Source organism: Luteibacter sp. OK325, from assembly GCF_003050935.1.
In the GTDB taxonomy this organism is placed as follows: Bacteria; Pseudomonadota; Gammaproteobacteria; order Xanthomonadales; family Rhodanobacteraceae; genus Luteibacter.
On the sequence record NZ_QAOX01000001.1, the window covers coordinates 849,835 to 872,773 of the forward strand.

At 64.7% G+C, this 22,939-nt stretch carries 16 protein-coding genes; 8 read left to right on the forward strand and 8 right to left on the reverse strand.

Going from position 1 to position 22,939, the window contains the following annotated elements; genetic code table 11:
* The first annotated feature begins 85 nt into the window (after positions 1-85).
* The 4 genes from C8J98_RS03685 to C8J98_RS03700 all read left to right on the forward strand — a co-directional run bounded on the left by C8J98_RS03685 (position 86) and on the right by C8J98_RS03700 (position 6,901).
* Positions 86-1,753: an alpha/beta fold hydrolase gene (locus C8J98_RS03685; RefSeq protein WP_158272590.1), complete on the forward strand. Its 1,668-nt coding sequence runs from the start codon at positions 86-88 to the stop codon at positions 1,751-1,753.
* 110 nt (positions 1,754-1,863) lie between these two features.
* Entirely contained in the window at positions 1,864-3,567 is a 1,704-nt protein-coding gene (locus tag C8J98_RS03690) for an alpha/beta fold hydrolase (protein ID WP_107910946.1), read from the forward strand.
* A gap of 191 nt (positions 3,568-3,758) precedes the next feature.
* A complete protein-coding gene (locus tag C8J98_RS03695) occupies positions 3,759-5,252 on the forward strand; it encodes an alpha/beta hydrolase (RefSeq protein WP_158272591.1) in 1,494 nt (497 codons plus the stop codon).
* Positions 5,253-5,329: 77 nt separating this feature from the next.
* Entirely contained in the window at positions 5,330-6,901 is a 1,572-nt protein-coding gene (locus C8J98_RS03700) for an alpha/beta fold hydrolase (protein WP_158272592.1), read from the forward strand.
* A 60-nt stretch (positions 6,902-6,961) separates the two neighbouring features.
* Here the strand turns inward: C8J98_RS03700 and glnA are convergent, their stop codons facing one another.
* Positions 6,962-8,374 (reverse strand): type I glutamate--ammonia ligase, encoded by a 1,413-nt coding sequence (glnA, locus tag C8J98_RS03705; protein ID WP_046965754.1) that lies wholly within the window; start codon positions 8,372-8,374, stop codon positions 6,962-6,964.
* 245 nt (positions 8,375-8,619) lie between these two features.
* Here glnA and C8J98_RS03710 point away from each other — a divergent pair, with 245 nt between their 5' ends.
* Positions 8,620-10,176: a DUF4034 domain-containing protein gene (locus C8J98_RS03710; protein WP_107910952.1), complete on the forward strand. Its 1,557-nt coding sequence runs from the start codon at positions 8,620-8,622 to the stop codon at positions 10,174-10,176.
* A 22-nt stretch (positions 10,177-10,198) separates the two neighbouring features.
* Here C8J98_RS03710 and C8J98_RS03715 read toward each other — a convergent pair whose 3' ends face one another.
* Positions 10,199-10,891: an alpha/beta fold hydrolase gene (locus C8J98_RS03715; RefSeq protein WP_107910954.1), complete on the reverse strand. Its 693-nt coding sequence runs from the start codon at positions 10,889-10,891 to the stop codon at positions 10,199-10,201.
* On the reverse strand, positions 10,884-11,702 hold the full coding sequence (locus tag C8J98_RS03720) for a hypothetical protein (RefSeq protein WP_146171506.1): 819 nt from the start codon (positions 11,700-11,702) through the stop codon (positions 10,884-10,886). Before C8J98_RS03720 ends, C8J98_RS03715 begins: the two co-directional genes overlap by 8 nt.
* Before the next feature lie 161 nt (positions 11,703-11,863).
* On the opposite strand from C8J98_RS03720, the gene acpA reads away from it, so the two are divergent.
* Positions 11,864-13,567: an acid phosphatase gene (gene acpA / locus C8J98_RS03725; protein ID WP_107910958.1), complete on the forward strand. Its 1,704-nt coding sequence runs from the start codon at positions 11,864-11,866 to the stop codon at positions 13,565-13,567.
* An 88-nt stretch (positions 13,568-13,655) separates the two neighbouring features.
* Here the strand turns inward: acpA and C8J98_RS03730 are convergent, their stop codons facing one another.
* The 3 genes from C8J98_RS03730 to C8J98_RS03740 are packed head-to-tail and all read right to left on the reverse strand — an operon-like array spanning position 13,656 to position 18,112.
* The gene (locus tag C8J98_RS03730; protein ID WP_107910960.1) at positions 13,656-15,206 is read right to left on the reverse strand and encodes a DHA2 family efflux MFS transporter permease subunit; all 1,551 of its coding nucleotides are present in this window, start codon (positions 15,204-15,206) and stop codon (positions 13,656-13,658) included.
* Between the two features lie 3 nt (positions 15,207-15,209).
* Positions 15,210-16,598 carry an efflux RND transporter periplasmic adaptor subunit gene (locus C8J98_RS03735; RefSeq protein WP_107910962.1) on the reverse strand — a complete coding sequence of 463 codons (1,389 nt, stop codon included), beginning with the start codon at positions 16,596-16,598 and terminating at the stop codon, positions 15,210-15,212.
* Positions 16,595-18,112 (reverse strand): efflux transporter outer membrane subunit, encoded by a 1,518-nt coding sequence (locus C8J98_RS03740; protein ID WP_107910964.1) that lies wholly within the window; start codon positions 18,110-18,112, stop codon positions 16,595-16,597. Before C8J98_RS03740 ends, C8J98_RS03735 begins: the two co-directional genes overlap by 4 nt.
* A gap of 122 nt (positions 18,113-18,234) precedes the next feature.
* Between C8J98_RS03740 and C8J98_RS03745 the strand changes: the two genes are divergently transcribed.
* Together C8J98_RS03745 and C8J98_RS03750 are read left to right on the forward strand one after the other, a co-directional pair.
* A complete protein-coding gene (locus C8J98_RS03745; RefSeq protein WP_107910965.1) occupies positions 18,235-19,029 on the forward strand; it encodes an undecaprenyl-diphosphate phosphatase in 795 nt (264 codons plus the stop codon).
* 15 nt (positions 19,030-19,044) lie between these two features.
* Positions 19,045-20,637, forward strand: coding sequence for a winged helix-turn-helix domain-containing protein (locus C8J98_RS03750; protein WP_107910967.1), 1,593 nt, complete (start codon positions 19,045-19,047; stop codon positions 20,635-20,637).
* On the opposite strand, the gene C8J98_RS03755 is transcribed toward C8J98_RS03750, so the two are convergent.
* Positions 20,610-21,719 (reverse strand): serine hydrolase, encoded by a 1,110-nt coding sequence (locus C8J98_RS03755; protein WP_107910969.1) that lies wholly within the window; start codon positions 21,717-21,719, stop codon positions 20,610-20,612. The two genes, C8J98_RS03750 and C8J98_RS03755, sit on opposite strands and share 28 nt — an antisense overlap.
* 87 nt (positions 21,720-21,806) lie before the next feature.
* Entirely contained in the window at positions 21,807-22,790 is a 984-nt protein-coding gene (locus tag C8J98_RS03760; protein ID WP_107910971.1) for a LysR family transcriptional regulator, read from the reverse strand.
* Between the last annotated feature and the right edge of the window lie 149 nt (positions 22,791-22,939).

The following is a 22,939-nucleotide window of genomic DNA, read 5'->3' on the forward strand; positions in this document are numbered from 1 at the left end:
CAGGGTCGCAGCGTCGCACACCGATATGGCCGGCGGTTCCCGCCGCGTAGTTTCGTGGTCCCCTCGTGCACGAGAACCACCAAGCATGCCTGTCTCCCGTCGCCCGCTTGTCGCCCTGGCCGCGCTTGCCTGCCTGCCCGCCGTTTGCGGCGCCACGTCGAATCTCCCCATCGTCTGGAACACGTGCCCCGAATCGTGGGTGGGGAGGGCGTCCGGCGTACTCGGTGCCCGCCTGCAATGCGGCCGCATGAGAGCGCCGCTCGACCACGTCGCCCCCGACGGGCGCACGATCGACGTCGGCGTCATCCGCATTCGCGCCGCCGAGACGACGCAGCGCGAAGGCGCCGTCTTCTTCCACGTAGGCGGACCAGGGGAACATCCGGGCAAACTGCTTCGGTCGATGGGCGAAGGCTGGTCGCGCATGAGCCTCGACGATCCGGATGAGGGCGACAAACGCCGGCTCGCGGACCGCTACGATCTCGTCGCCGTGATACCACGCGGTCTTGTGGGCAGCGGGGCCTATCGCTGCGAGGGCGATCAGCCACTACCGCATGCCTTCCTTCCCACCCATCCGGACGATGCCAACTGGCAACTGGTCGTCGAGGAAGCCCAGGCCACGGTGAATGCGTGTACAGCACCGCCGCAGGCCCGCTACGTCAATACTGAACAGCACGCCCATGACATGGACATGGTTCGTCGCGTCCTCGGAGACGAACGGCTCCATTTCTATGGCATCTCCTACGGCGGAATGGTCGGCGCGTGGTACGCCTCCATCTATCCGACGCACACCGGTCGCCTGCTGCTGGATTCACCCATGGATTTCATCCACGGGTATCGCTCGGCCGCGCTTCTGGCATTGGTTGCACGGCAGCGCGCCTTCACGGAGAACGTCGTCGCGCCTTTGCTACGCGATCCGGCCCGCTACGGACTGGGCGAAAGCGCTGACACTGTCGCCACCGCCATCGACGACCTTCCTGCGCGCGCACGCGAAGCGTGGGCGAGGCAACTGGACTCTCCGGCCCGACTTGCGGCCGCCCTGCGATTAGCGGGATGGCTGGATAGCGATAACCCGCCGACGCTGGAATCCATGACACGGTTCATCGACCGCGCAACGTTCAGTAGCGACCAGGGGCTGGATCGACGCCTGCGCCTTGAGGCCGGCCAGCTGGCCAGGAGGCTGTACGCCGTGTCGTCCGCGGACTCTCCGGGTGAGCCCGAGGGCGACTTCGTGCGCATCGCCATGGGCTGCAACGACGTGCCGTGGCCGAGGAGCGAAGCCGAGATCCGCGAATCCTCGCGGCGCTACGCCGGACGATTCCTTGGCTTCATCGGCGACGAAACGCTCGAAGAGCTCACCTGCTCGCGCTGGGGTGGCCCGACAGCCCGACAGCCGGATCTCACGGCACTGGGACGTGCATCACCGTTCCTGCTTATCCAGTCCGAAATGGATACATCAACACCGCTGACGGGTGCCAGCCACATCCTGGATGCCTTCACCAACGCGCGCATGCTTCTGGTTCGCGGCTCGAGCCTGCATGGCGTGTTCAACTTCACGACGTCTTCTTGCATCGAGCGGACAGCAGCGCGTTACCTCTTGACCGGCGCGCTGCCCGTGACACGTTCGCGCGCGTTCGCCTGCGACGAGTTCTTTGCCAATCCTCTGGACGCCCTACCCGGCCGCACGCCGCCGGCTGCCGTCGAACCCTCGCCGATGGACGGCCCCCTCGCACCAGTAGGTCACGAGGAGTTCTGAAGAGTCCGGCTTCATCTGAGGGTGGCGGCCCACAACCATCCACGGCGTGCGCCGCTCCCTCCAGTGGCCACGTCTTCCTACCGTAACGATCCCCCCAAAGGAGCGTCACGATGAAGAAACGAGCCACCTTCGCCACAGGGGCGATGCTGCTATGGCACGGCGCGTCTGTCGCCCAGGATGACCCTGGCTGGCGCCTTCCCGAGCTCCGTCCCGCGACGATCCAATGGGCGGCATGCTCGTCGTCCCTCGTACGGCAAGGCGCCTTCCGATTGGGCGAACGACTGCGCTGCGGCACGATGGCCGTGCCGCTCGACCATCACCATCCAGAGGCGGGAAGCATCGACGTCGCCCTCATCCGAGTGGCGGCCAGAGACCCTGCGAAACGGCAGGGCGCAATCTTCTTCAACCCCGGCGGGCCGGGCGAAACACCGATGGATTACCTCCCATCGCTGGCCCAGTACTGGGACGACGCCTACGCCGACCACCCGGTGCACGGCACGAAGAAACAGCTCGCCGAGCAGTTCGACCTGGTCGGCGTGGTTCCCCGCGGCCTTGCCGGCGGAACGCCGTTTGCATGCACTTCCGAAGCCGAAGCGACCGACTACAACGACATCGTCGCCGACCCTTCCCCGGCGAACGTGCAGGCCATGGAACGCTACATGCGTGCGACGGCGGCTGCCTGTCGCGCGAATCCCATGCATCGTTTCATCAACACCGAGCAGACAGCCTACGACATGGAAGCCGCGCGTCGCTCCCTCGGCGAACCACGACTGCACTACCTGGGATATTCCTACGGCGCGTGGCTGGGTAGCTGGTATGCCGCAGCGTTTCCCGCACACGTCGGGCGCATGGTGCTCGACTCCGGCATGGACTGGACGGCCGATTGGGACACGAATGTCACCCGTAACAAGGAGGCCTCGCAGGCTCGATTCGATCGCCTCGTCGGCGAGCCTGCTGCGAATCATCCTGATCGCTACGGGCTGGGCGCGGATGTCGCCGCGGTCGTCGCCAGAATCGATGGACTGACCTTTCCGGTGCGACACGCCTGGGGCGGTCTCTGGAAAACTCCCGAGAATCTGCTGGGTGCGCTGACCGTGTCGGACTGGCTGCGCGCCGACCCCGATATGAGCCTCGAGACACTAATCGCACGCATGCTCAGACATCGATTCCATACGGAGGACACGATCGACACGGCAATACGCGACGAGGCCATACTCTCTTCCTGGCGCCTGTTTCCCGCGACCCACCAGCCCGAGCCGTTTCGGTTCGACGCACTCGATTCCGTGTTCGCGGCCGTGATGTGCAATGACACCCCGTACACCGGCGACACCGCCCATCATCAGTCCAGAATCGCGAGGCTCGTCCGGACCCTTCCCGCAACGAACGGGCGCGGGCTGCAATATCACTGCGTGTACTGGGGTGGCGCGCAGGCGATACGTCCACCGCTGAGCCGGATCGGCGCCGCGGGCGACATCCTCATGGTCCATGCCGCGCTGGATCCGGTCACGCCGCTACGCAGCGCCACTGCCGTGCTCGAGCGAACCTCGATGACGCACCTCCTCATCGCCGACGGCATCGATGAACATGGCATCTTCGGTTTCACCGACTCCGCGTGCGTCGAAGACACCGTCGGACGCTACCTGCTCACCGGCATACTGCCGGCCGGACGCGAATACCGTTGCGCTGCCACCCAGGCAGCCCATGGCGGACCTGGACACGGATTCACGCGCCCGGGCGTGGCGGGGACGTTGCGCTCGGAGCTTTCGGGCATGCGCAATGCCTCCTTTGCCCGCCAGTTGGGGGGCCGTCCATGAACCCATCCCTCGTACGTCGGAGGCATGCGCGCGCGTGCCTTTTCGCGTTCTTTGCCATGCCTTGCTGTGGTTTCGCCACGGTCCTTTCTGTGGACGCTGCCGTGTCGACGATTTCCTGGCGTACGTGCACGCCCGAACTTGTGGATGCGAGCTGGATAGCCGAGCTGGGAAAACGACTGGAATGCGGCACCATGTCCGCCCTGCTGGACGCGGACGCGCCTGGCCTTGGGTCACTCACGGTCGGCCTCGTGCGATTCAAGGCCGGGGACCCCGCCCAGCGCCAGGGTACGATCTTCTTCAACTTCGGCGGCCCTGGCGGCAATCCGCTGGATTTCCTCCCGGGCACCGGATACTTATGGTCGACCCGCTCTCTCGACCATCCGCTCGACGGCGATAAACGACGACTCGCCGACCGCTACGATCTGGTCGCCGTCATTCCTCGTGGGCTGCGCGGTGGAACGCGGTTCGCCTGTCGCTCGGAGCAGGCAAGCGACGGACACGACCCCACTGTCGACCTCGCCGACTGGAACTGGGATGGCTTCGTCAAGGACGCCAAGGCCTACGCTGCCGGTTGCGCCCTGGACCCGTTGCATCCCCACGTGGGTACGTTGCAGCACGTTCGCGACATGGAACAGGCACGACTCGCCCTGCACGAACCGGTTCTGAATTTTGTCGGCATCTCGTACGGGACATGGGTCGGTGCGTTCTATGCGGCCGCCCATCCCACCAAGGCGGGTCGCATCGTGCTGGACTCGGTCATGAACTATGCCGGCACGTTCGAGGGCCAGGTGGCGAGGGAGCCTTATGAGCGCCAGGCGTTCTTTACGCAGGCCGCGTTGCTACCTGCCCTCGCCGCACCGGCGAAGTACGGAATCGGTACGAATGCGGATGAGGTCCTGGCTCGTCTCCGCGACATGCCCCATCGGGCACGGGAAGCCTGGGCTTCGGCTATCGACACTCCCGCGCAACTCGTTGCCGCACTGACCATGGCCGATTGGGTCCGCATTGACGGGGAGGGTAAGCGCGACCGTCTTCTCGCACGGATCGAGGGCCACGCCTTCAGCACCGACACTGTCGTCGACGGTGCCATCCGCGCCGCCGCGATCGACTTCACCGCGTCGATGGAGGGAGGCCGGGTACCCGATCCTGTAACAGCCCGCCTCGTCGATTTCTCTGTCTACGATGCCGTCGTGTGCGGTGATACACCGTGGCGAAGTGATGCGAAATCCCTGCGCGCCATGGCTAACCACATCGCCGCCCGTTACCCGGCCGCGAGCGGCGATGCGGTCACGATCGGCCTCACATGCGTGAACTGGCCGACGGGACCCCGGTGGCGTCCGCCCATGACTGAACTCGCCAAGGCGCCGCCGATGCTCCTGATCCAGGCCGAGTTCGACCCCGCGACACCACTGAGGGGAGCGTTTCGGGCGTTCAGCGCTTCGACCAATACCTACATGGTCGTGGCCCGTGACATGAAAGGTCACGGCGTGTTCGGTATGTCGGCGACCCCGTGTGTCGAACGAGCCGTCGGCCGCTTCCTGCTTGACGGTGAGTTGCCGGAGCAACGCCTGTCCGGATGCGACTTCGTGCCGGCTTCCCCTTCGCGCTACGCCCGTGATGCAAAGGGCACGCGGGGCGAGGGCGCTGTCCGCGATGAGCTTGCACGGCGCCTTCGCGAAAGCTGATGGATGTCACGCAAACAACCGAACGCGCAGCCGATCGTTGGCTGCGCTCCCCGAAACACACTCGCCATGGAATGCCGATGAAACCGATCTCACTCACGTTCCTCGCCGCTGCTCTCGTCGCGGCTTTGCCCGCCTCGGCGGAATCCGTTGCCCCGCTCCGTTGGACCGGCTGCGCCGCGTCGAACACGTCGCCGGGCGACACAACCGCGCGTACCGAATGCGCCAGCCTCGTCGTACCGCGTGACTATGCCAATCCGAACGCCGGCACCCTCAACCTCGACGTCGTGCGAGTCATCGCCACCGGCGAGCGTGGCGAGCGTCACGACGGCGCCTTGCTGCTGGAACCCGACGAGTTCGATGCGTCCATTGAGCGATCCGTGCCGGCCATGGCGGCAACGTGGCTAAATGGCGGCGGTAGCTGGCACAACGTCGCGCGCCGCCTCGATCTCGTGGGCCTGGCAGAGCGTCGCATGGACGATGCCGGCGGTCGCGACTGCCTGTCGGCGACCGCGCGACTGCCACGGCACGCATCGCTCGGTACCGATGCTTCCTTCACGAACTTCATGGTTGCGGAAGACCTCGCCCGGGCTATAGCCACGGCATGCCAGAACGATCCGACGCATGCACACATCGGCATGCGCCCGCGCGTCGAGGATATGGAGAGGCTGCGCGAAGCACTCGGGCAGCCGAAGCTGCATCTGCTTGGCGTCGGTCGTGGTGGCTGGGTTGCAACCCGTTATGCGGAGCGCTACCCGCAGAACGTGGGTCGCATGGTGCTCGATAGCAGTTGGGATGCCGACGGATCCATCGCTGAGGCAGTAGAGGCGCGTGTCGACGAGCGCGGGCGCACCATCCGTCGAGCCGTTTCTGCACTCGTCGCGGAGCCTGATCGCTTTGCCTGGGGCACCGACGCGGCCGTCATCAATCAACGGTTGGGAAAGCTACCTTCGTCGGTGTACGCCACCTGGATCCGAAGCATTCGCTCGGCGGATGACTTGTCGGCCGCGCTTGCCATGGCTCGCCTGCTGGAACGTGACGCCGCCATGTCGACACAAGGCCTGCGCGACTCGCTGCCGACGATCCAACTGGCGACCCACCACAGCGATGATCGCGCCGTTCGGGCCGCAGCGAATCGATTGCTGCAGGCACTCGAGGCCGATCGGACCGGCGACCCGTATGGATTCGGCCCGCGCGCCCTCGGCCTGGCCCCCGCGCTGGTCGCCACCGCCTTCGCGGCGCGCTGTAACGACGGTGCCTGGGGTACGACGCATGCGCATTGGCGCGAGCGCACGCGTGAACTGCATGCCTCGTGGCCGGCGGGCGTGGGTAACGAGACCTTTCAGGGCATGGTCTGCAGTGAGTGGCCGGGAGCCTTCGGGCACACGTCGGTGCCCGTACTCGATCACGCACCACGCTTTCTCATGCTGCATGCCGAGTTCGACGATGAGGCGCCGTTTCGCAACGCGGCAATGATGCTACAGGGGCACGGCAATGCGAGCATGGTGGTCGCCCGCGGGCTGCATTCGCATGGCGTCATCACGCGAACCGACCGTCCATGCCTTTCCGAGGCGGCGGGTCGGTTTCTCGCCGACGGCAACCTTCCCGCCGCCAAACTGACCAACTGCAGGCTACCCATACCTACGCCGTGATAGACGTTAAAAGGGGGCGCCAAGGCGCCCCCTTTCTCCTCACCCCGCGTTGGATCGCGATCAGATCGCGTAGTACATCTGGAACTCGAGCGGGTGCGTGCTGGCGCGGTAGCGAGTGACTTCCTGCATCTTCAGCGCGATGTAGCCGTCGATGAAGTCGTCGGTGAACACGCCGCCGGCCTTCAGGAACTCGCGATCCTTGTCGAGGGCGACAAGCGCTTCGTCGAGGCTGGCGCAGACCTGCGGGATGTTCTTCTCTTCTTCCGGCGGCAGGTCGTAGAGATCCTTGTCGGCCGGTGCACCCGGGTCGATCTTGTTCAGGATGCCGTCCAGGCCGGCCATCATCAGCACGGTGAAGGTCAGGTAGCCCGACTGCATCGGATCCGGAAAACGGATTTCGATGCGACGGCCCTTCGGGCTCGACACGTACGGGATACGGCAGGAAGCCGAGCGGTTACGCGCCGAATAGGCAAGCATCACCGGCGCTTCGAAGCCCGGGACCAGGCGCTTGTAGCTGTTGGTCGTGGAGTTGGCGAAAGCGTTGATGGCACGGGCGTGCTTGAAGATGCCGCCGATGTACCACAGCGCCGTCTGCGACAGGCCACCGTAGAGGTCGCCGGCGAACAGGTTCTCGCCATTCTTCGACAGCGACTGATGCACGTGCATGCCCGAGCCGTTGTCGCCGACGATCGGCTTCGGCATGAAGGTCACCGTCTTGCCAGCCTGGTGGGCGACGTTCTTGATGACGTACTTCATCGTCATCAGTTCGTCGGCCTTCTTCACCAGCGTGTTGAAGCGCGTACCAATTTCGCACTGGCCCGCGTTGGCGACTTCATGGTGGTGTACTTCGACCACCTGACCGAGCGACTCGAGCACCTTGCACATATCGGCGCGCAGGTCGCCCAGGCTGTCCACCGGCGCAACCGGGAAGTAACCACCCTTCACACCCGGACGGTGGCCGGTGTTGGTGCCGTCGTACTTGTAGCGCGACGACCAGGCAGCTTCTTCGGAGCCGATCTCGTAGAACACGCGGCCCATGTCGTTCTGCCAGCGGACCGAGTCGAAGATGAAGAACTCGGGCTCCGGGCCGAAGAAGGCGGTGTCGGCGATGCCGGTCGACTTCAGGTAGGCCTCGGCGCGCTTGGCGATCGAGCGCGGGTCACGGCCGTAAGCCTGCATGGTGCTCGGCTCGAGCACGTCGCAATGCAGGATCAACTGCTTGTGGGCGCTGAACGGATCGAGGTGGGCGGTTTCCGGATCCGGCATGAGCACCATGTCGGACTCGTTGATGCCCTTCCAGCCGGCGATCGACGAACCGTCGAACATCTTGCCGTCTTCGAAGGTGCTCTCGTCGATGGCGTGAGCGGGAAACGTCGTGTGATGGTGCTTGCCGAGGATGTCGGCGAAGCGAAAATCAACAAACTCGATTTCTTCGTCCTGGATCAGGTTCAGCACTTTCGAAGCGGCGGACATAAAAACCTCGGGTAGGTGGGCGGAGTCCATTTAGCAAGCGCCATGCCAGCAGCTCCGCCATCGACGGGGCGGCCAGGACCAAGCTTTCGCATCATAGAACGGGTTTACGACAGGTGTGCAAATGCACCAAAGTGGTGCATTTACTACCCCGTTGCACCAGTGTCCGGCCCGTGAGTCGCGACGGTGGCCCGTCCCACGGAGGATGGATATGATCCAGCCATCGCGCCGCCGACAGGGATGGGGACATGGCAGGACAAGGGGCTCGCATCGTAGTCATCGTTGCCGTTGGTTTGGCTGCCATCGGCGGGGCACTGGCTGTACGGGAAACGCGAACGCGCGAAGCAGTCGTCCCCATGGCGGTGACAAGACCGGCGCTGCCGTTCCGAAGTTTCATGGCCCGGGTCATCGAGACGTCGAGAATCGCCGATCCACTGCAACGCTGTCTCAGGATGCCCGACCCGCCCGATTCGCACTGGCACGCTGAGGGCGTCGCTGCTTACTGCCGGTATAGGTATCGACCGACCATGACGTTGACGGAGTTCCGTCAACTGGTCGCCGACGGCAAAGCAGCGGAAGTCGACCGCGTCATGGGGGATTATCAACATACCCAGTCCGAAGACCCGACGGATCAGTCACGGCTTGACGGTGCGTTCTACCGGATGGGATTGACGGAATTCACGCCGGAAACCCGCCGGGCCGTTGACGCTTGGAAGAAGCAACGTCCACAAAGCGCATTCGCAGTAGCTGCCAGCGGCTTTCAGTACCACAGCGCCGCCTGGGTAGCGCGTGGCGAGGATGCAGCCAGCGACACGCCGGAAGAAAAATGGGTCGCCATGCGGAAGCTCGCCGCTCTCGCCCGCGCGGAGCTGGATCGCGCGGCGAATATGCAGCCGACGATCCCTCTCGTGTCTGCCGACAGGTTCAGCCTGGGTATTCTGACTGGCGACGAAACATACGCCGAAGAAGCCCTGGCGAGTGGCCGTATCGCTTCGCCAGGCGCCATGTCACCTCGCCTGATCCAGTCGTCCATGAGCGGGAGTAACTGGGGCGCTGGCGCTCCGGCCCTTCTGAGCCAGGCAAACGACGCTGCGGCAATCGCGAATCGCTTTCCGCTTCTCTGGGTTGTCGTCGGGCGGGCGAGAATGAAGGCGGCGACAGACCCGTCCATTCGGAACCGTGCAAAGACGGACTTCCTGGCCGCCGCCGTGGAGGTTGCGACGGCCGTGGATCTCGGTGCGTTGGCTAACCGGGCTTACCGCGACGGGGAGTTTTCCCAGGCGTTGATCCTTGCCGTCGAAGCCTGGCGCTTCGACGACGGCGAACCAAACGCGCTCTATGTCATCGGATTCGCATCACAGCACGCGCGCTACGAGGACTGGGCTCGAACGACGCTCAAGAACGCCGCGCGCAACCATCCGGATGCCATAGAGGTCGCCCGAAATGCAGGCGTGGCCCTGCTGGCACTAAAGGAGTCCGCAGAGGCGGAACGGCTGCTGTCGTACGCTATCCAGCGCAATCCCGACGATGTGTGGACGCTGACCCAGTTGGGCTTCCTCTACTTGAACTCCGCACATCGGTACGACAGGGCCAAGACGATCGCGTCGTCGCTCATCCGGCTTGATGACGACAACCCCGACGGTTACGCGCTCCGCACGTTTGCGCAGATCGAGACCGACGACCCGGAGCGCTACACGTCGATCCACGCTTTCCTGGATCGCTTCGAGCAGCGCGATGGCGAGCAGTATGCGTCGGACAGCATGCGGCAGTACCTGGGTGAACATCCTGAGCCCTTGAAGCGCTAAGGGGAACGCCGGTTGCGCCTGACTAGCGATGGCTGGACACCGAAGCGACGAAGTCTGCAACGAGTCGGCTGCAATCGACGGGTGACGCTTGAAGTAGTGCATGCGGCCCTACGACATCGACAATCCGCGCGGATGGCACGACATGCCTTATCCACTGGGCAGCGGATCGCGGAACGAGAAGGTCGTCGGTCGCTCGCAGGCACAGCACCGGCACTTCGATACCCGAGAGGTCCATCGAGCCGTCGGCAGACAACACGGATCGCAGACGCCCCCGTAGGGTTGCCGACCTCATGCTGCCGACGGAATCGACAAACTGCTGCCGAAGTGCCGCGTCATGCCTCCTGCCAAGAAGCGCTGATGCCACTATTCGCGCGGTACTTCGAGAGACGTGAACCATCCCGGCCAAGGGCAAGAGGTGGCGCGCGATAGGTCGCGGATTTCGCAGGAAGGTCGAGCAGAGAACAAGACCTACGAGGCCGTCGGGACGTTCTGCGGCCAGGCTCGCCGCAATGGGTCCGGAAAAGGATTCGCCCAGCAGCACGAACTCGCCATGAGGCAACCTCTGGCGGACCCAGGCGGTGAGTTCCCGATAATCGGTTGCACCGGCCGGATAAGCGAGCGAGCGCGTCGGGATGCGGTCATTCAGGGCAGCAACGAAGGGACCGAAAAGCGCCGCCGTGCCGTCCATCCCCGGTAGTAGGATCAGTTCAGGCATGCAGCGCGATGCCGGGTCCGACGGCGAAGACAAAGAGCGCCGCAACGAGGACAGCACCGCCGACCCACGTCCATGAGAATCCCCAGGGCACCTCACCAGCCGCTTCGGCCGCGGCGGGTTCCAGCAAAGCCGGTACGAATACCATCCCGAACATGCAGCCGAAGCCACCGCTGACCCCGACCAGAAGAACGAGATTCGGTATCGGGTTCATCGCGGCACCGGCAACGAGCAGCAAACCACCAGCGACGTAGCCCGGCCAGGTGAGACGTGGGATGACCTTACGGCGCACACCGCCGGCATCGAGCCAGCGGGCCAACGATGCCGAAGCAACGCGAAGGGCCAGGTAATAGCCGGCCGCACCCAACACAGCCAGCCCGGTGCGCCAGAGCAGGTGGGGTTGCCATCCGGCGATCACGGCAGCCATGTCGCCGAAGTCGAGGATGCCCGAGTACATCGGGTAGCCGGTGCCATTGAGTAGGTTCACCGTCGCGAACAGCCACATGAAGAAGGTCCCTGTCCCGACCGTTGTGCGGCGGCGAAACCAGGCCATTGCGAGCACGCCCAGCACTAAGTTCATCAGCGGACCCGCCAGCGCGACCAGGCGGCTGGCACCCTTCGAACTCAGCGCCACCGTGGTCAGCGAGACCGGGGTCACGTCGTCCACGAACAACGTGGCCACACCGTGTCCCAGTACTTCATGGCACATGTCCATGGCGGCATAGGCGACGATGGCGATGGCCGCTGTCGTTGCGCCCCGCCCCAACACACTTCCCCGGCTAGAGCGCCCGGCCGTTCCCGTCACAGTATCCATCCCTGTCCCCTGAGGTTCCAACCGATTCTGTCGCATCGCCCCGCGGCCGCCTAGAGAGAGGTTTTGCCTGAAACCTACATCGATTACCCTGCCGGTTCCCCGTGGTCGAGCTCTCCCCCTCAGGTGCTCGCGCCTGCCACCCCGCCATCGCGAACGACTCCATGACTAAGAAAACCGACAACAACACGCCGGACGCCGGCCGCCGACGCCTGCTCGGCGGCATAGCCACCACCGGCGCCGTACTGGCACTAGGCGGCGTGGCCGAGGTCGCTGCCGGCGAATCGAAAGGACTTGCGCCGCCGCCCGGCGGCGAGGAGCTCGATGCACTGCTCGAAAAGCGCATCCAGCACGTCGTCGTGATCTATGCGGAAAATCGCAGCTTCAATAACCTGTTCGCCGAGTTTCCCGGTTTGCAGCAACCGCTGGGCGCCGTGCCGCCGGAGCGCTACCTGCAGCGCGACCGCGACGGCAAACCGCTGGTCACCCTGCCACCGGTATGGGGCGGCCTGGTGCCGCACCAGCAGGTGGTCGACCATAAGCCGTACAAGGTGGGCGAGCAGGACATCACCGGCGTTCCGAACGCGCCATGGGCGCTGCACACGGGAGACGGCACGCCGTTGCCGCACGGCGTGGTCACCCGCGATCTCGTGCACTCGTTCTACAACAACCAGCTGCAGATCAACGGTGGCAGGAACGATGGCTTCGTCGCCTGGGGCGACAGCGGTGCGATGACCATGGGCCACTACGCGGCGGCGCCGGTACACCTGCGCCTGTGGCGTCTCGCCGAGCAGTACACCCTGTGCGACAACTTCTTCATGGGTGCCTTCGGTGGCTCGTTCCTCAACCATCAATACCTCGTGGCCGCGCAGCCGCCGTTCTATCCGGACGCCGACAAGAGTCCCTCGCAGTTCGGTATCGCGGTGACCGAGAGCGGTGATGCGCTCGACTATCGCCTGAAGATGGCGGAAGAGTCGCCAGCCAGCGCCATGCAGGGCAAGCCGAAGTTTGCCCACCACAGCCAGCTAACGCCCGACTTCTTCGCCGTCAACACCATCGGCCCGCCCTATTCGCCCGGCTTCAACGTCGACCCGAGGAACCCCTTGCTGGCCGACGCGACGAGCGCCAATACGCTCGTCCCGCAGAAGCACAAGCACATCGGCGACGTACTCTCCGCCAAGGGTGTGGACTGGGCCTGGTATGGCGGTGGCTTTCAGGCCGCGCTCGAGGGCAAGGGGGACGGCGACGCCGATGAGAAGCATTTCCCGCAGACGCCGAACTTCCAGCCGCATCACCAGCCGCTCAATTACTTCGTGACCCTCGCGCCAGGCACGGACGCACGCAAGCGGCACCTTCGCGACGGTGGCCTAGGCGAAACCGCAAAGACCAATCTTTTCCTGGCCGATGTCGTTGCGGGCAAGCTGCCACCGGTGTCGTTCTACAAGCCGCAAGGCGACCTCAACATGCACGCCGGCTACTCGGACGTGGAGGCCGGCGACCGCCACATTGCAGGCGTGGTGCATGCGTTGCGCACGAGCCCGCAGTGGAAAGACATGCTGGTCATCGTCACGTTCGACGAAAACGGCGGCTGGTGGGACCACGTCGCGCCGCCGAAGGGCGATCGTTGGGGTCCCGGCACACGCATTCCGGCGCTGGTGATCTCGCCGTATGCAAAGCGCGGGCATGTGGAGCATACGATCTACGATACCGGATCGATTGCGCGCTTCCTTACGCGACGGTTCAAGCTGGAGAAACTGCCCGGGTTGAAGATGCGTGAGGATGCGATGGTGGCGGCAGGTGGGGCTGCGCCGGGGGATCTGACCGAAGCGTTGGATTTTTCGACGGCCGGCCAGGCTGATCGCCGCTGAAGCGGCTCCTACACAAGACCTGCGCAAGCGGCCGACCTTGTCGCTTTGTGCAGGAGCCGATTCATCGGCGATATCCCGTCCCCTCAACTCAATGCCCCGCCGTACCACCCGACACAAACGGCGGTTTCGCGAACCACACCGCGACCATCGCCAATACGAAGATCAGGGCAAACCCCCAGAAGACATCGTTAACCGCCAGTGTCGCCGCCTGCATGTCGACGATACGGTTCAACGCGGCGTTGGCTGTCGTACCCTGCACGCCCAGGGCCTGGAAGCGATCCAGGTATTCGGTGGTGGCGCGGCTTCCGGCACTCACGCTTTCCGACAGCACCGCGTGGTGATACGTCGTTCGGTGCGAGTACATCGTCGTGCTCACCGCTGTCGCGATACTGCCTGCCAGCGTTCGGAAAAAGTTGGACAGGCCCGACGCGCTGGCGACCTCCTCGTCCGGCATCCCCGACAGGATGATCTGGTTTACCGGGACGAAGAACAGAGCGATGCCCGCGCCCATGCACAGTCGCGGTATGGCCATCTCGCTGTACGGCGCATTTGTACTCAGCGTGGACATGTAGAACGATGCGGTGGCGAACACGGCGAAACCCACCGTGTTCAACAGGCGCAGATCGAACTTGCTCTGGAACGCACCGACGAGCGGTGACAGGACGATCGCAAGAATGCCTATGGGTGCAACGACGAAGCCCGCCCAGGTCGCCGTGTAACCCAGGACCTCCTGCACCCACATAGGCATGACCACCGTTCCGCCGAAGAACGCGAACATGCCGAGCGAAAGACAAAGTACGCCGACGAAGAAGTTACGTCTTCCCAGCAGCCGGAGCTCGACCACCGGGTGTTTGTGCATCAATTCCCACGCGACCAGGAAGGTCAGGCAGATCAGCGAAACGATGGCCAGCACGGTGATGGTCTTCGAAGTAAACCAGTCGTCATCGTTGCCGTTGTCGAGCATGAACTGCAGGCACCCGATACCTACCGCCAACAGGAACAGGCCGATCGCGTCGATCGGCGCTTTGACCACCTTCGATTCGCGGTCGCGCAGCAGCGCGTATGTCACAACGACGGCGAAGATGCCGACCGGTATGTTGATGAAGAAGATCCACGACCAATGATAATTGTCCGTTATCCAGCCACCCAGGATCGGCCCGAACACCGGAGCGACCACGACTGTCATCGCCCACAGCGCCAGCGCGATCGGACGCCTGGCCACGGGATAGTTGTTGAGTAGCAGGGTCTGCGACAGCGGCACCATCGGGCCCGAGACGGCTCCCTGTAACAGCCGGAAAACGATCAGCATGGGCATGCTCTGCGAAAAGCCGCACAGCGCCGAGAACACGACGAACAGCATGACCGAGGTCATGAAGGTTCGTACCTCTCCGAAGCGACGCGCGACCCAGCCGGTTAACGGCTGCATGACGGCGCTGGCCATCGAATACGCACTGATCGCCATCGTGCCTTCGTTGCTGCTCACGCCAACGTTGCCGGCGATGGTCCGCACCGACACATTGACGATGGAGATGTCGAGCACCTCCATGAACGTGGCCAGCGCGACACCGGCGGTGAGCAGCACCAGTGCGCCGCCGGCCAGCGGTGCCTTCGACGCCCCGTTGCCGGCCTGCCCGGGCATCGATCAGCCCCCGCGCTTCGCCGACACCGGCTTCGGTGTCGTGTCCACGGTGTTCGCGCGGATGATCTCCTCGGCATGCTGGTCGGCCTCGCCCATCTCCTGCTCATAGACGTTGGTGCTTGCCAGCGGCTTGCTGCGCACCGTATCCGAAAGCACACGACCATCCCGATCGTGCGTATCCACATTGACATCGGTCGACAGGCCGATGCGAAGCGGATGCTTTCTGAGGTCCTCTGCGTCGATCGCCACTCGCACCGGAAGACGCTGCACGACCTTGATCCAGTTGCCGGTAGCGTTCTCCGCGGGAAGCAGCGAGAACGCGCTGCCGGTACCCGCGTTCAGTCCGACAACCTTGCCGTGGTACGCCACGTCGGAGTACATGTCCGTAGTGATCTTCACCGGTTGGCCGATGCGGATGTGCTCGAGTTGTGTCTCCTTGAAGTTCGCATCTACCCACAGGTCGGACAGAGGCACGACGGTGAGGAGGTCCTGACCCGGCTGAATCCGCTGGCCGACCTGTACCTGACGACGCGCCGCATACCCTTCGATCGGCGAAACGATGGCGTTGCGACCGTTGTTAACCCATGCGTTACGGAACTGCGATCGGGCCTGGATCACGGCTGGATAGTTCTCGACCGTGGTGCCGTCGACCTGCGCATGCGCTGCGGCGGCTTCTCGCTGGGCGGCATCCAGCGCAGCTTTGGCCTGCTCCATCTGCCGCTTGCCGGCATCCACTTCTTCGGCGGAGACGGCGCGACGTTCGAGCAGCGGGTGGCGGCGATTGTAGTCGTCACGCGCCTGCTCGTACTGGGCCCGGCGTTGCGGGATTGCCGCGTCGGCCTGGTTGGCTTGCTGCATCTTCGCCTGCGCCTCGCGTACGGCCTGGGCCAGTTGCCCCTCCGCATTCATGAGGCTCACGCGTGCGTCGACGGGATCGAGTTTGATCAGCACCTGGCCCTGGTGCACGCGCTCGGTCTCCTCAACACCGACCTCGATTACCGTGCCGGCGATACGCGACGAAATGGTCACCATGTCGCCCTTGACGTAGGCATCGTCGGTCGTCTCGCGTTGCGAGAAGACGAAGATGTAAAGCAGTAGCCAGGTGACGCCTGCGAGGATGAAGACGGCGGCAATAACGGAAAGGACGATGATCTTCTTGCGTTTGGCCTTGGGGTCTTCCTTCTCCTTGTCCTTATCGTCCTTGTCCTTATCGTTCTCGCCGTCTTTCCTGTCCTCGTCCTTCTTCTCCTCGTCGTTGCCGTCATCGCCCTCGCGCTCACCGCGCGGCGATTCGTCACCGTACTTGTGCAGGTACTTGTAGCGATACTTGAAAGGCAGCGGCGCGGCACCGGCTTCGCCTTCGTCGCGCGGCTCGTCGTTTTCGGGGGTCATCGCGGGGACTCCTTGCCGGCTTCGCCTGCCGGAAGAGCGGGCACGTCGTCGGCGTGATAGCCGCCGCCGAGCGCGTGGATGAGGGACAGGTTCGCCGAGAGAAGCTGGCTGGTGAGTTGCAGGCGCGCATCGCGCTGCTGGTCGAGCTGCATGTCGGCGTTGAGCCAGGTGCGATCGTCGATCAGGCCTTTCGATCGCCGGTCTGCGGCCTTGGTCCGCTGCGCCGCGCTGGCCTCGTATTGCCGGTCTACCTGCACGCGCTGGTCGCCGAGCATCTGCAAGGTGGTAACGCCCTGGGCGATCTCTCCGGCGGCCTGCACCACGGCACCGTCGTACTGCGCCACGGCACTGTCCAGCTGGGCCTGCGCACTCTCGAACTGGGCTCGCAACCGGCCGCCGCTGAAGATCGGCAGCTGGATGGACGGACCGATATTGCCAAGCGTGAGGTCGGTGCGCGTACCGGAACCGAGATCGGGATACGTGCGCAGGAAGGCGCCCAGGGCGATCAGGCTCACATCGGGGTAGTAGGCCTTGCGCGCCTGGTCGATGTTCTTCGAGGAGGCCTCGATCTGCCAGCGCGCGGCGGTGATGTCAGGCCGGCGCGCCAGCAGGCCCAGCCGCGCATCGGCCGGCAGGCTCGTGTCGGGCGTGGGCAACGGCGACGGCACGAGAGTACCCAGGTCTTTCGGCGACACGCCCGCCAGCGCGGCCAGCTGGACAAGATCGAGGCTGGCGGCGCCCTCGAGCTGGGCCACGGAACGACGCTGCTGCGCGAGCTGACCGTCGGCCTGGTCGAGCGACGTCGGATCGTCCAGACCGCCGTGGACACGCAGCTGCACCAGCTCACGATACTGCGAAGAGCTTTCCGCGACATGCCTTGCGACCAGCAGCCGCGCCTGCTGCGCCTGCCATTCGTAATAGGTGTTGACCACGTTGTACTGCAGCGAGGTCGCGGCCGAGGCGCGCTCGGCTTCGGCGGCACGGGCCTGACCCACGGCGGCGGACACGGCGTCCTTCTGCTTACCCCACAGGTCGAGATCCCATGTTGCCAGCGCACCAGCCGCGCCACTGTTGCTCCAGCTGCTGCCGGGGTTGAGCTGGAACCTTTGCGCGCTGCCCGTAGCGCCCGGCACGTTGCCTTTCACTGCCACGTCGCTGTAACCATGGTTACCGCTGAGCAGTCCGCGCACCTGGGGATTCAGGTCGGCCCGCGCAGAGTCGACCGCGCGCATGGCGGCGCGATAGCGCGCCTCGGCCTGCTCCATATCGGGCGAGCCGCGCATGGCGATGTCGACGATATGGTCGAGTTGTGCATCCCCGTAACGTTTCCACCACTCAGGCTGCGGCCAGCCCGCCTGCGTCGTGCGCAGCCCAGCGACCGGCACTTCCTCGCGGGGCGCGAAGGCGGGCGGCCGCACCGCCGGAGCACAGGCGGAAACGCACAGGACCGCGCCGAGAACGGCAATACGGGCACCATCGCATCGACGACGGAACCGGCTGGATGAAGACGCCATGGCATTCCACGTAAAGCTGCTTGCGACATCGAAAAATATCAGTGCACCGCGTGCGCACCGCGTGATGGCGGTCGACAGCGGCTAAGCTATGCGCCGTCCTCCCCGTCCGGAACACTCCCCACGTGAACGACCTGATCAGCGCCATCCTCCTGGGCATCGTCGAAGGAATCACCGAATTCCTGCCCGTCTCCAGTACCGGTCACCTGCTCATCGCCGAGCGCTGGCTCGGCGCACGTTCCGACCTGTTCAACGTGGCGATCCAGGCCGGTGCGATCCTCGCCGTGACGTTCATCTACTGGCGCACCTTGTGGAGCATGGCCAGGAACTGGCGCCGCCCGGAAACCCGCGATTACGTGATGAAGCTGGCCGTGGCGTTCCTGATCACCGCAGCGCTGGGACTGGTGGTGACCAAGCTCGGCTTCAAGCTGCCAGAGACAGTGACTCCGATTGCCTGGGCGCTGATCGCCGGCGGCATCTGGATGATCGTGGCGGAGAAGGTCGCGATGAACCGGCCCGACGAGGTCGCGATCAGCTGGCGCGTGGCGATTCTGGTCGGCCTGGCGCAAATTATTGCGGGCGTCTTTCCCGGTACTTCGCGTTCCGCGGCAACCATCTTCGTTGCCATGCTCGCGGGCACCAGCAACCGAGCGGCTGCCACCGAGTTCGCTTTCCTGGTCGGCATTCCGACGATGTATGCGGCGACGGGCTACGAATTGCTGAAGACCTTCAAGCACGGCGGTGCCGCCGGTGAAGACTGGACCGGTCTCGGCGTCGCATTCGTCGTCTCCACCATCGTCGCCTTCGTCGCGGTGAAGTGGCTGCTTGGTTACATCCGCTCGCACAAGTTCACTGTGTTCGCGGTGTACCGCATCGTGCTCGGTATCGCGTTGTTGCTCCTGCTCCCAGCGGGCGGTTGAGTCGCCGGCCCGCCCATGACCACTCGTTACCGGCTGCTCGATCTCACGGTCGACCTGGCACGCCAGAGGGTGGAGCGCGGTGACGTCACGCTCGACATCGCCGGGCTCAGTTTCCAGCTACTGGCCTGCCTGATCGAACGCGGCGATCGCGTCGTTGGTTTCGATGAACTGATGGAGGCTGTCTGGGCGCCCGCCGTCGTGAACGAAGAAACCGTGACCCAGCGCGTCCGCCTGTTACGCCAGGCACTGGGTGACGACGCGCGCCAGCCACGTTACATCCGCACGGTACGCGGGCGCGGATACCAGCTGGGTGCGCTGCCCGAGCGACTCGCAGGAGAAGCCCCGCGGCGACGGCATTCCGTCTGGCCGGCGCTCGCCGCAGTCGGCGTACTGGCCGCCGTAGCACTCGGCGCGGGGTTCCTCGCTCATGAGCAGAAGCCGGTACTCACCGCGCAGCAGGAACTGCTCCAGCGCGCTCACTGGTACGCCGCCATGGGTCAGCGTGAGAACAACGAACGAGCCCTGGCCCTCTATGACCGCGCCTTGCACGAAGCACCCGACGATGCCGATGCGCTGACCGGTGCGAGCCGCACGCGGTCGGCGCGCACCTGTCTCTACAACGCCGGTGCGGACGATGCGCGCGATGCGCTGCGCCTGGCTAGCCGCGCCGTAACTTTGCGTCCCGAGCTGGCGGACGCATGGTCCGCGCTCGGCTATGCGCGCGATTGCCTTGGCGACATCTCCGGGGCGATCGCCGGCTACGAACATGCCGTGCGACTGGATCCCACCGACGATGCCAGCCGCTCGTCCGCCGCTTACCTGTATCAGGAACAAGGCCGCCTGGCGGATGCCCTGCGGGCCAATCTCGATATGCACGGCGATCCGGCGCGCGTGCGTTTTCGTGACGTGCAGGTCGCACGCGAGTACGAACTGCTCGGCTTCGATGCGGCGGCTGAAGTGCGCTTTCGACACGTGTTCGAATTGTCGCCCGACAACGTCTTCTCCAACCTGGCGTGGCCTGGCTTCCTTTTCGCCCGCGGACGTTTCGACGAAGCACGCGCCGCGCTGGCTGAGGCACGGGAGCGCGGCACACCTCGCGCCGAGCTCGCACAGCTCGAGGGTGAACTCGCCCTGCGCCGCAATGACCCGGTCGCCGCCGCCAATGCGTTCGCCCAGGCACGTGCGATTCGTCCCGACTCAAGGCTGCAGACGACGCTCGCGGCCATCTACGGTCCCGTGCCGGTGAATCCGGTGTGGCTCCGGCAACGCATCGCCGAGACGCGCTCCAGCCTGGCCGACGACCCCTGGCCGGTCGGCCGCATCGAGCTGGTGGTGCTGCTGCAGGCGGCCGGCGACCGACGAGGCGCGATAGCGGCCCTTTCCGATGCGGTGGACAAAGGATGGCGAGACGCCGGCTATCTCCGCGCCTCGCCATTGTTCTCATCGATCGCAGGGGATCCCGCGTTCGAAGCGGTCATCGCGGCGATCGATCGCCGGGTCGCGGCGGAACGTCAGCGGGTGCTTGCGGCACCCTGGTGTCCCGCCGACCTGAAGACCCGGCAGCTTATGCAGGACAGCAATCAGCGTGGCAGGGACTTGAGGATGTAGTCGCGGAAGAGGGTCTGCGATTGCGGGTGAGCGTAGCTCTTGTTGTAGGCCTGGCTGGTGATCACGGTGACCAGACCGCGCTCGGGCAGGACGAACACGTAATTACCGCCATTGCCGCTCATGGCCCATGCCTTCGTCTCCACCCCGCGTATCGGGAAACGGAACTGCCACCAGAGGTAGCCGTAGTCGGCATCGTCACGGGCCTGGGCATGCGGCGTCAGCATCGTGGCCACCCATGCCTTCGGCAGTACCTGCTTCCCGTGCCACTGGCCGCCGTCGGCGACGAGCTGGCCCAGCTTGGCCAGGTCGCGCGAGCGATAGCGCGTGCCACCCCCGCCCATGCCGACGCCCTCGCTCGAAGTGTTCCACTTCACCTGCGTGATGCCCAACGGCTGTTCCAGCGCCTCGTGCGCGAAACGGGCAAGCGGCAACTTCGTCGCCCGCTCAACCACGGCGCCGGCCAGGAACGCGCCGGCGGTGCAGTACGAGAAAGCGCGGCCGTACGGCGAGTCCTTCGGCCGGCTCACCCAGGGCGCGTAGCCGCGGATGGGGATGTTGAGGGCAAAGTCCAGCCAACGCTCGGAGACATACATGTGCTCCTCGTTGCCGGCGGAGAACGCGTTTTCGTCATCACACTCGAGGATCGAGCTCATCGTGATCAGGTCCTCGATGGTGATGCCCGCCCGGCGCGGGTCCGGGTGGTCGATACGAATATCAGGGAAGAACGGGTACACCGGCTGCTTCGCGTCATGGATCGCTCCCCGCTCAATGGCGGCGCCGACAAGCATGGCGGTCAGGCTCTTGCTGGCCGAACGAACGTCGTTGAGAAGGTCGGCCGAGCCATCGTTGAAGTAGTGCTCGTAAACCAGCCGGCCGTGGTCCACCACCAGCACGCTGGTGATCTGCTTGAAGCTGCCGTCGGTCATCTTGTCATCGAGACTGGCCAGGGTAGCCGTGTCCCAGCCGAGCTTGCCGGCCTCTGCGACAGGCCAACCGTCGGCGGTGGCAGCGGGCGGTTGGTATTGGCTTGCCGCCACCGGGAAGGCGGCGGCAAGCATCAGGGCGGCAAAGGTGTGGCGCATGGCGGGAGCTCCGTGGGAAGAGCTCCGAGTGAATCGCTATGCGGCGTGAAGCGCCTGAAGTGCGGGTGAAGTTTTATGAAGCGTCGCTTACGCCACCGCGGCGATGCGGGCCGGTTCGCCGTTGCGGCGCCTTTCCAGCTCGGCCATCTGTTGCTGCACGATCTGGCACTGCGGCGTGCTGGTGCGCTGGAACAGCTCGCTGGTCCACTCGATGAAGGCCTGCACGCGCGCCGAGAGATGGCGCTTCTGCGGGTAGACGATCCAGAGGTTGGAGCCGGTCGAGATCGTGTCCGTCATGATGATTTCGAGCAGGCCCTTGTCGAGCGCACTCGCCGCCAGGCAATGGGGTGTCTGGATGATGCCCAGGCCGGCAATGGCTGCCTGGATCACCGACTCGCCGTCATTAATCATCATGTGCGCGTCCACATCCACCGCGACGCGACCACCCGGGGAGTCGAACTGCCATTGGGACGGCTTGCCCGTGCTCGGATGGACGAAATTGACCGTCCGGTGGGTCTTCAGGTCTTCGATGGTCGTCGGCACGCCGTGGCGGGCCAGATAGGCCGGCGACGCGCAGAGCACGTTACTGAAGTGGCCGATCTTGCGCGCAATCAGGCTGGAATCGGCCAGCTCGCCCATGCGGATGGCGCAATCGAAACCTTCTTCATTCAGATCGAATGGGAAGTCGCACATGGTCAGTTCGAGGCGGATGTCAGGAAACTTTGCCTCGAATTCGGCGAGATTCGGGATGAGCGCCGCACGGCCGACCGCCGATGAAGCGGCCACCCTGAGCTTGCCGACAGGCTTGGTCTTGGCATACCCCAAAGCCTCGGTGGCTTCAGTGAGATCGGCGAGGATCTCCTTACAACGCGCATAGAACGCGGAGCCATCGTCTGTCAACCGCAGCGAACGTGTCGAGCGGAAGAACAGCCGCGCGCCCAGGCTCTCCTCGAGGCGGGAAATGGCCCGGCTGACACCCGATGGGGTCATCTCAAGATGCTGCGCTGCGGAAGAAAAGCTCTTGGCCTCAACCACACGTACGAAAACGCTGATAGCGGAAAAGTCTTCCATCGCCGGCTCCGGGGATCTTCATTCGTGACTGTGAATCACAGGCGCGATGATTGTAGACCCATTTAAGCCTTGACAGGCAAGGCCTAGATTACGCCCCCTGAGACGGACCGGCTTGACCTTAACCAAAGTTGAGGTTGCATCCTGCGCCG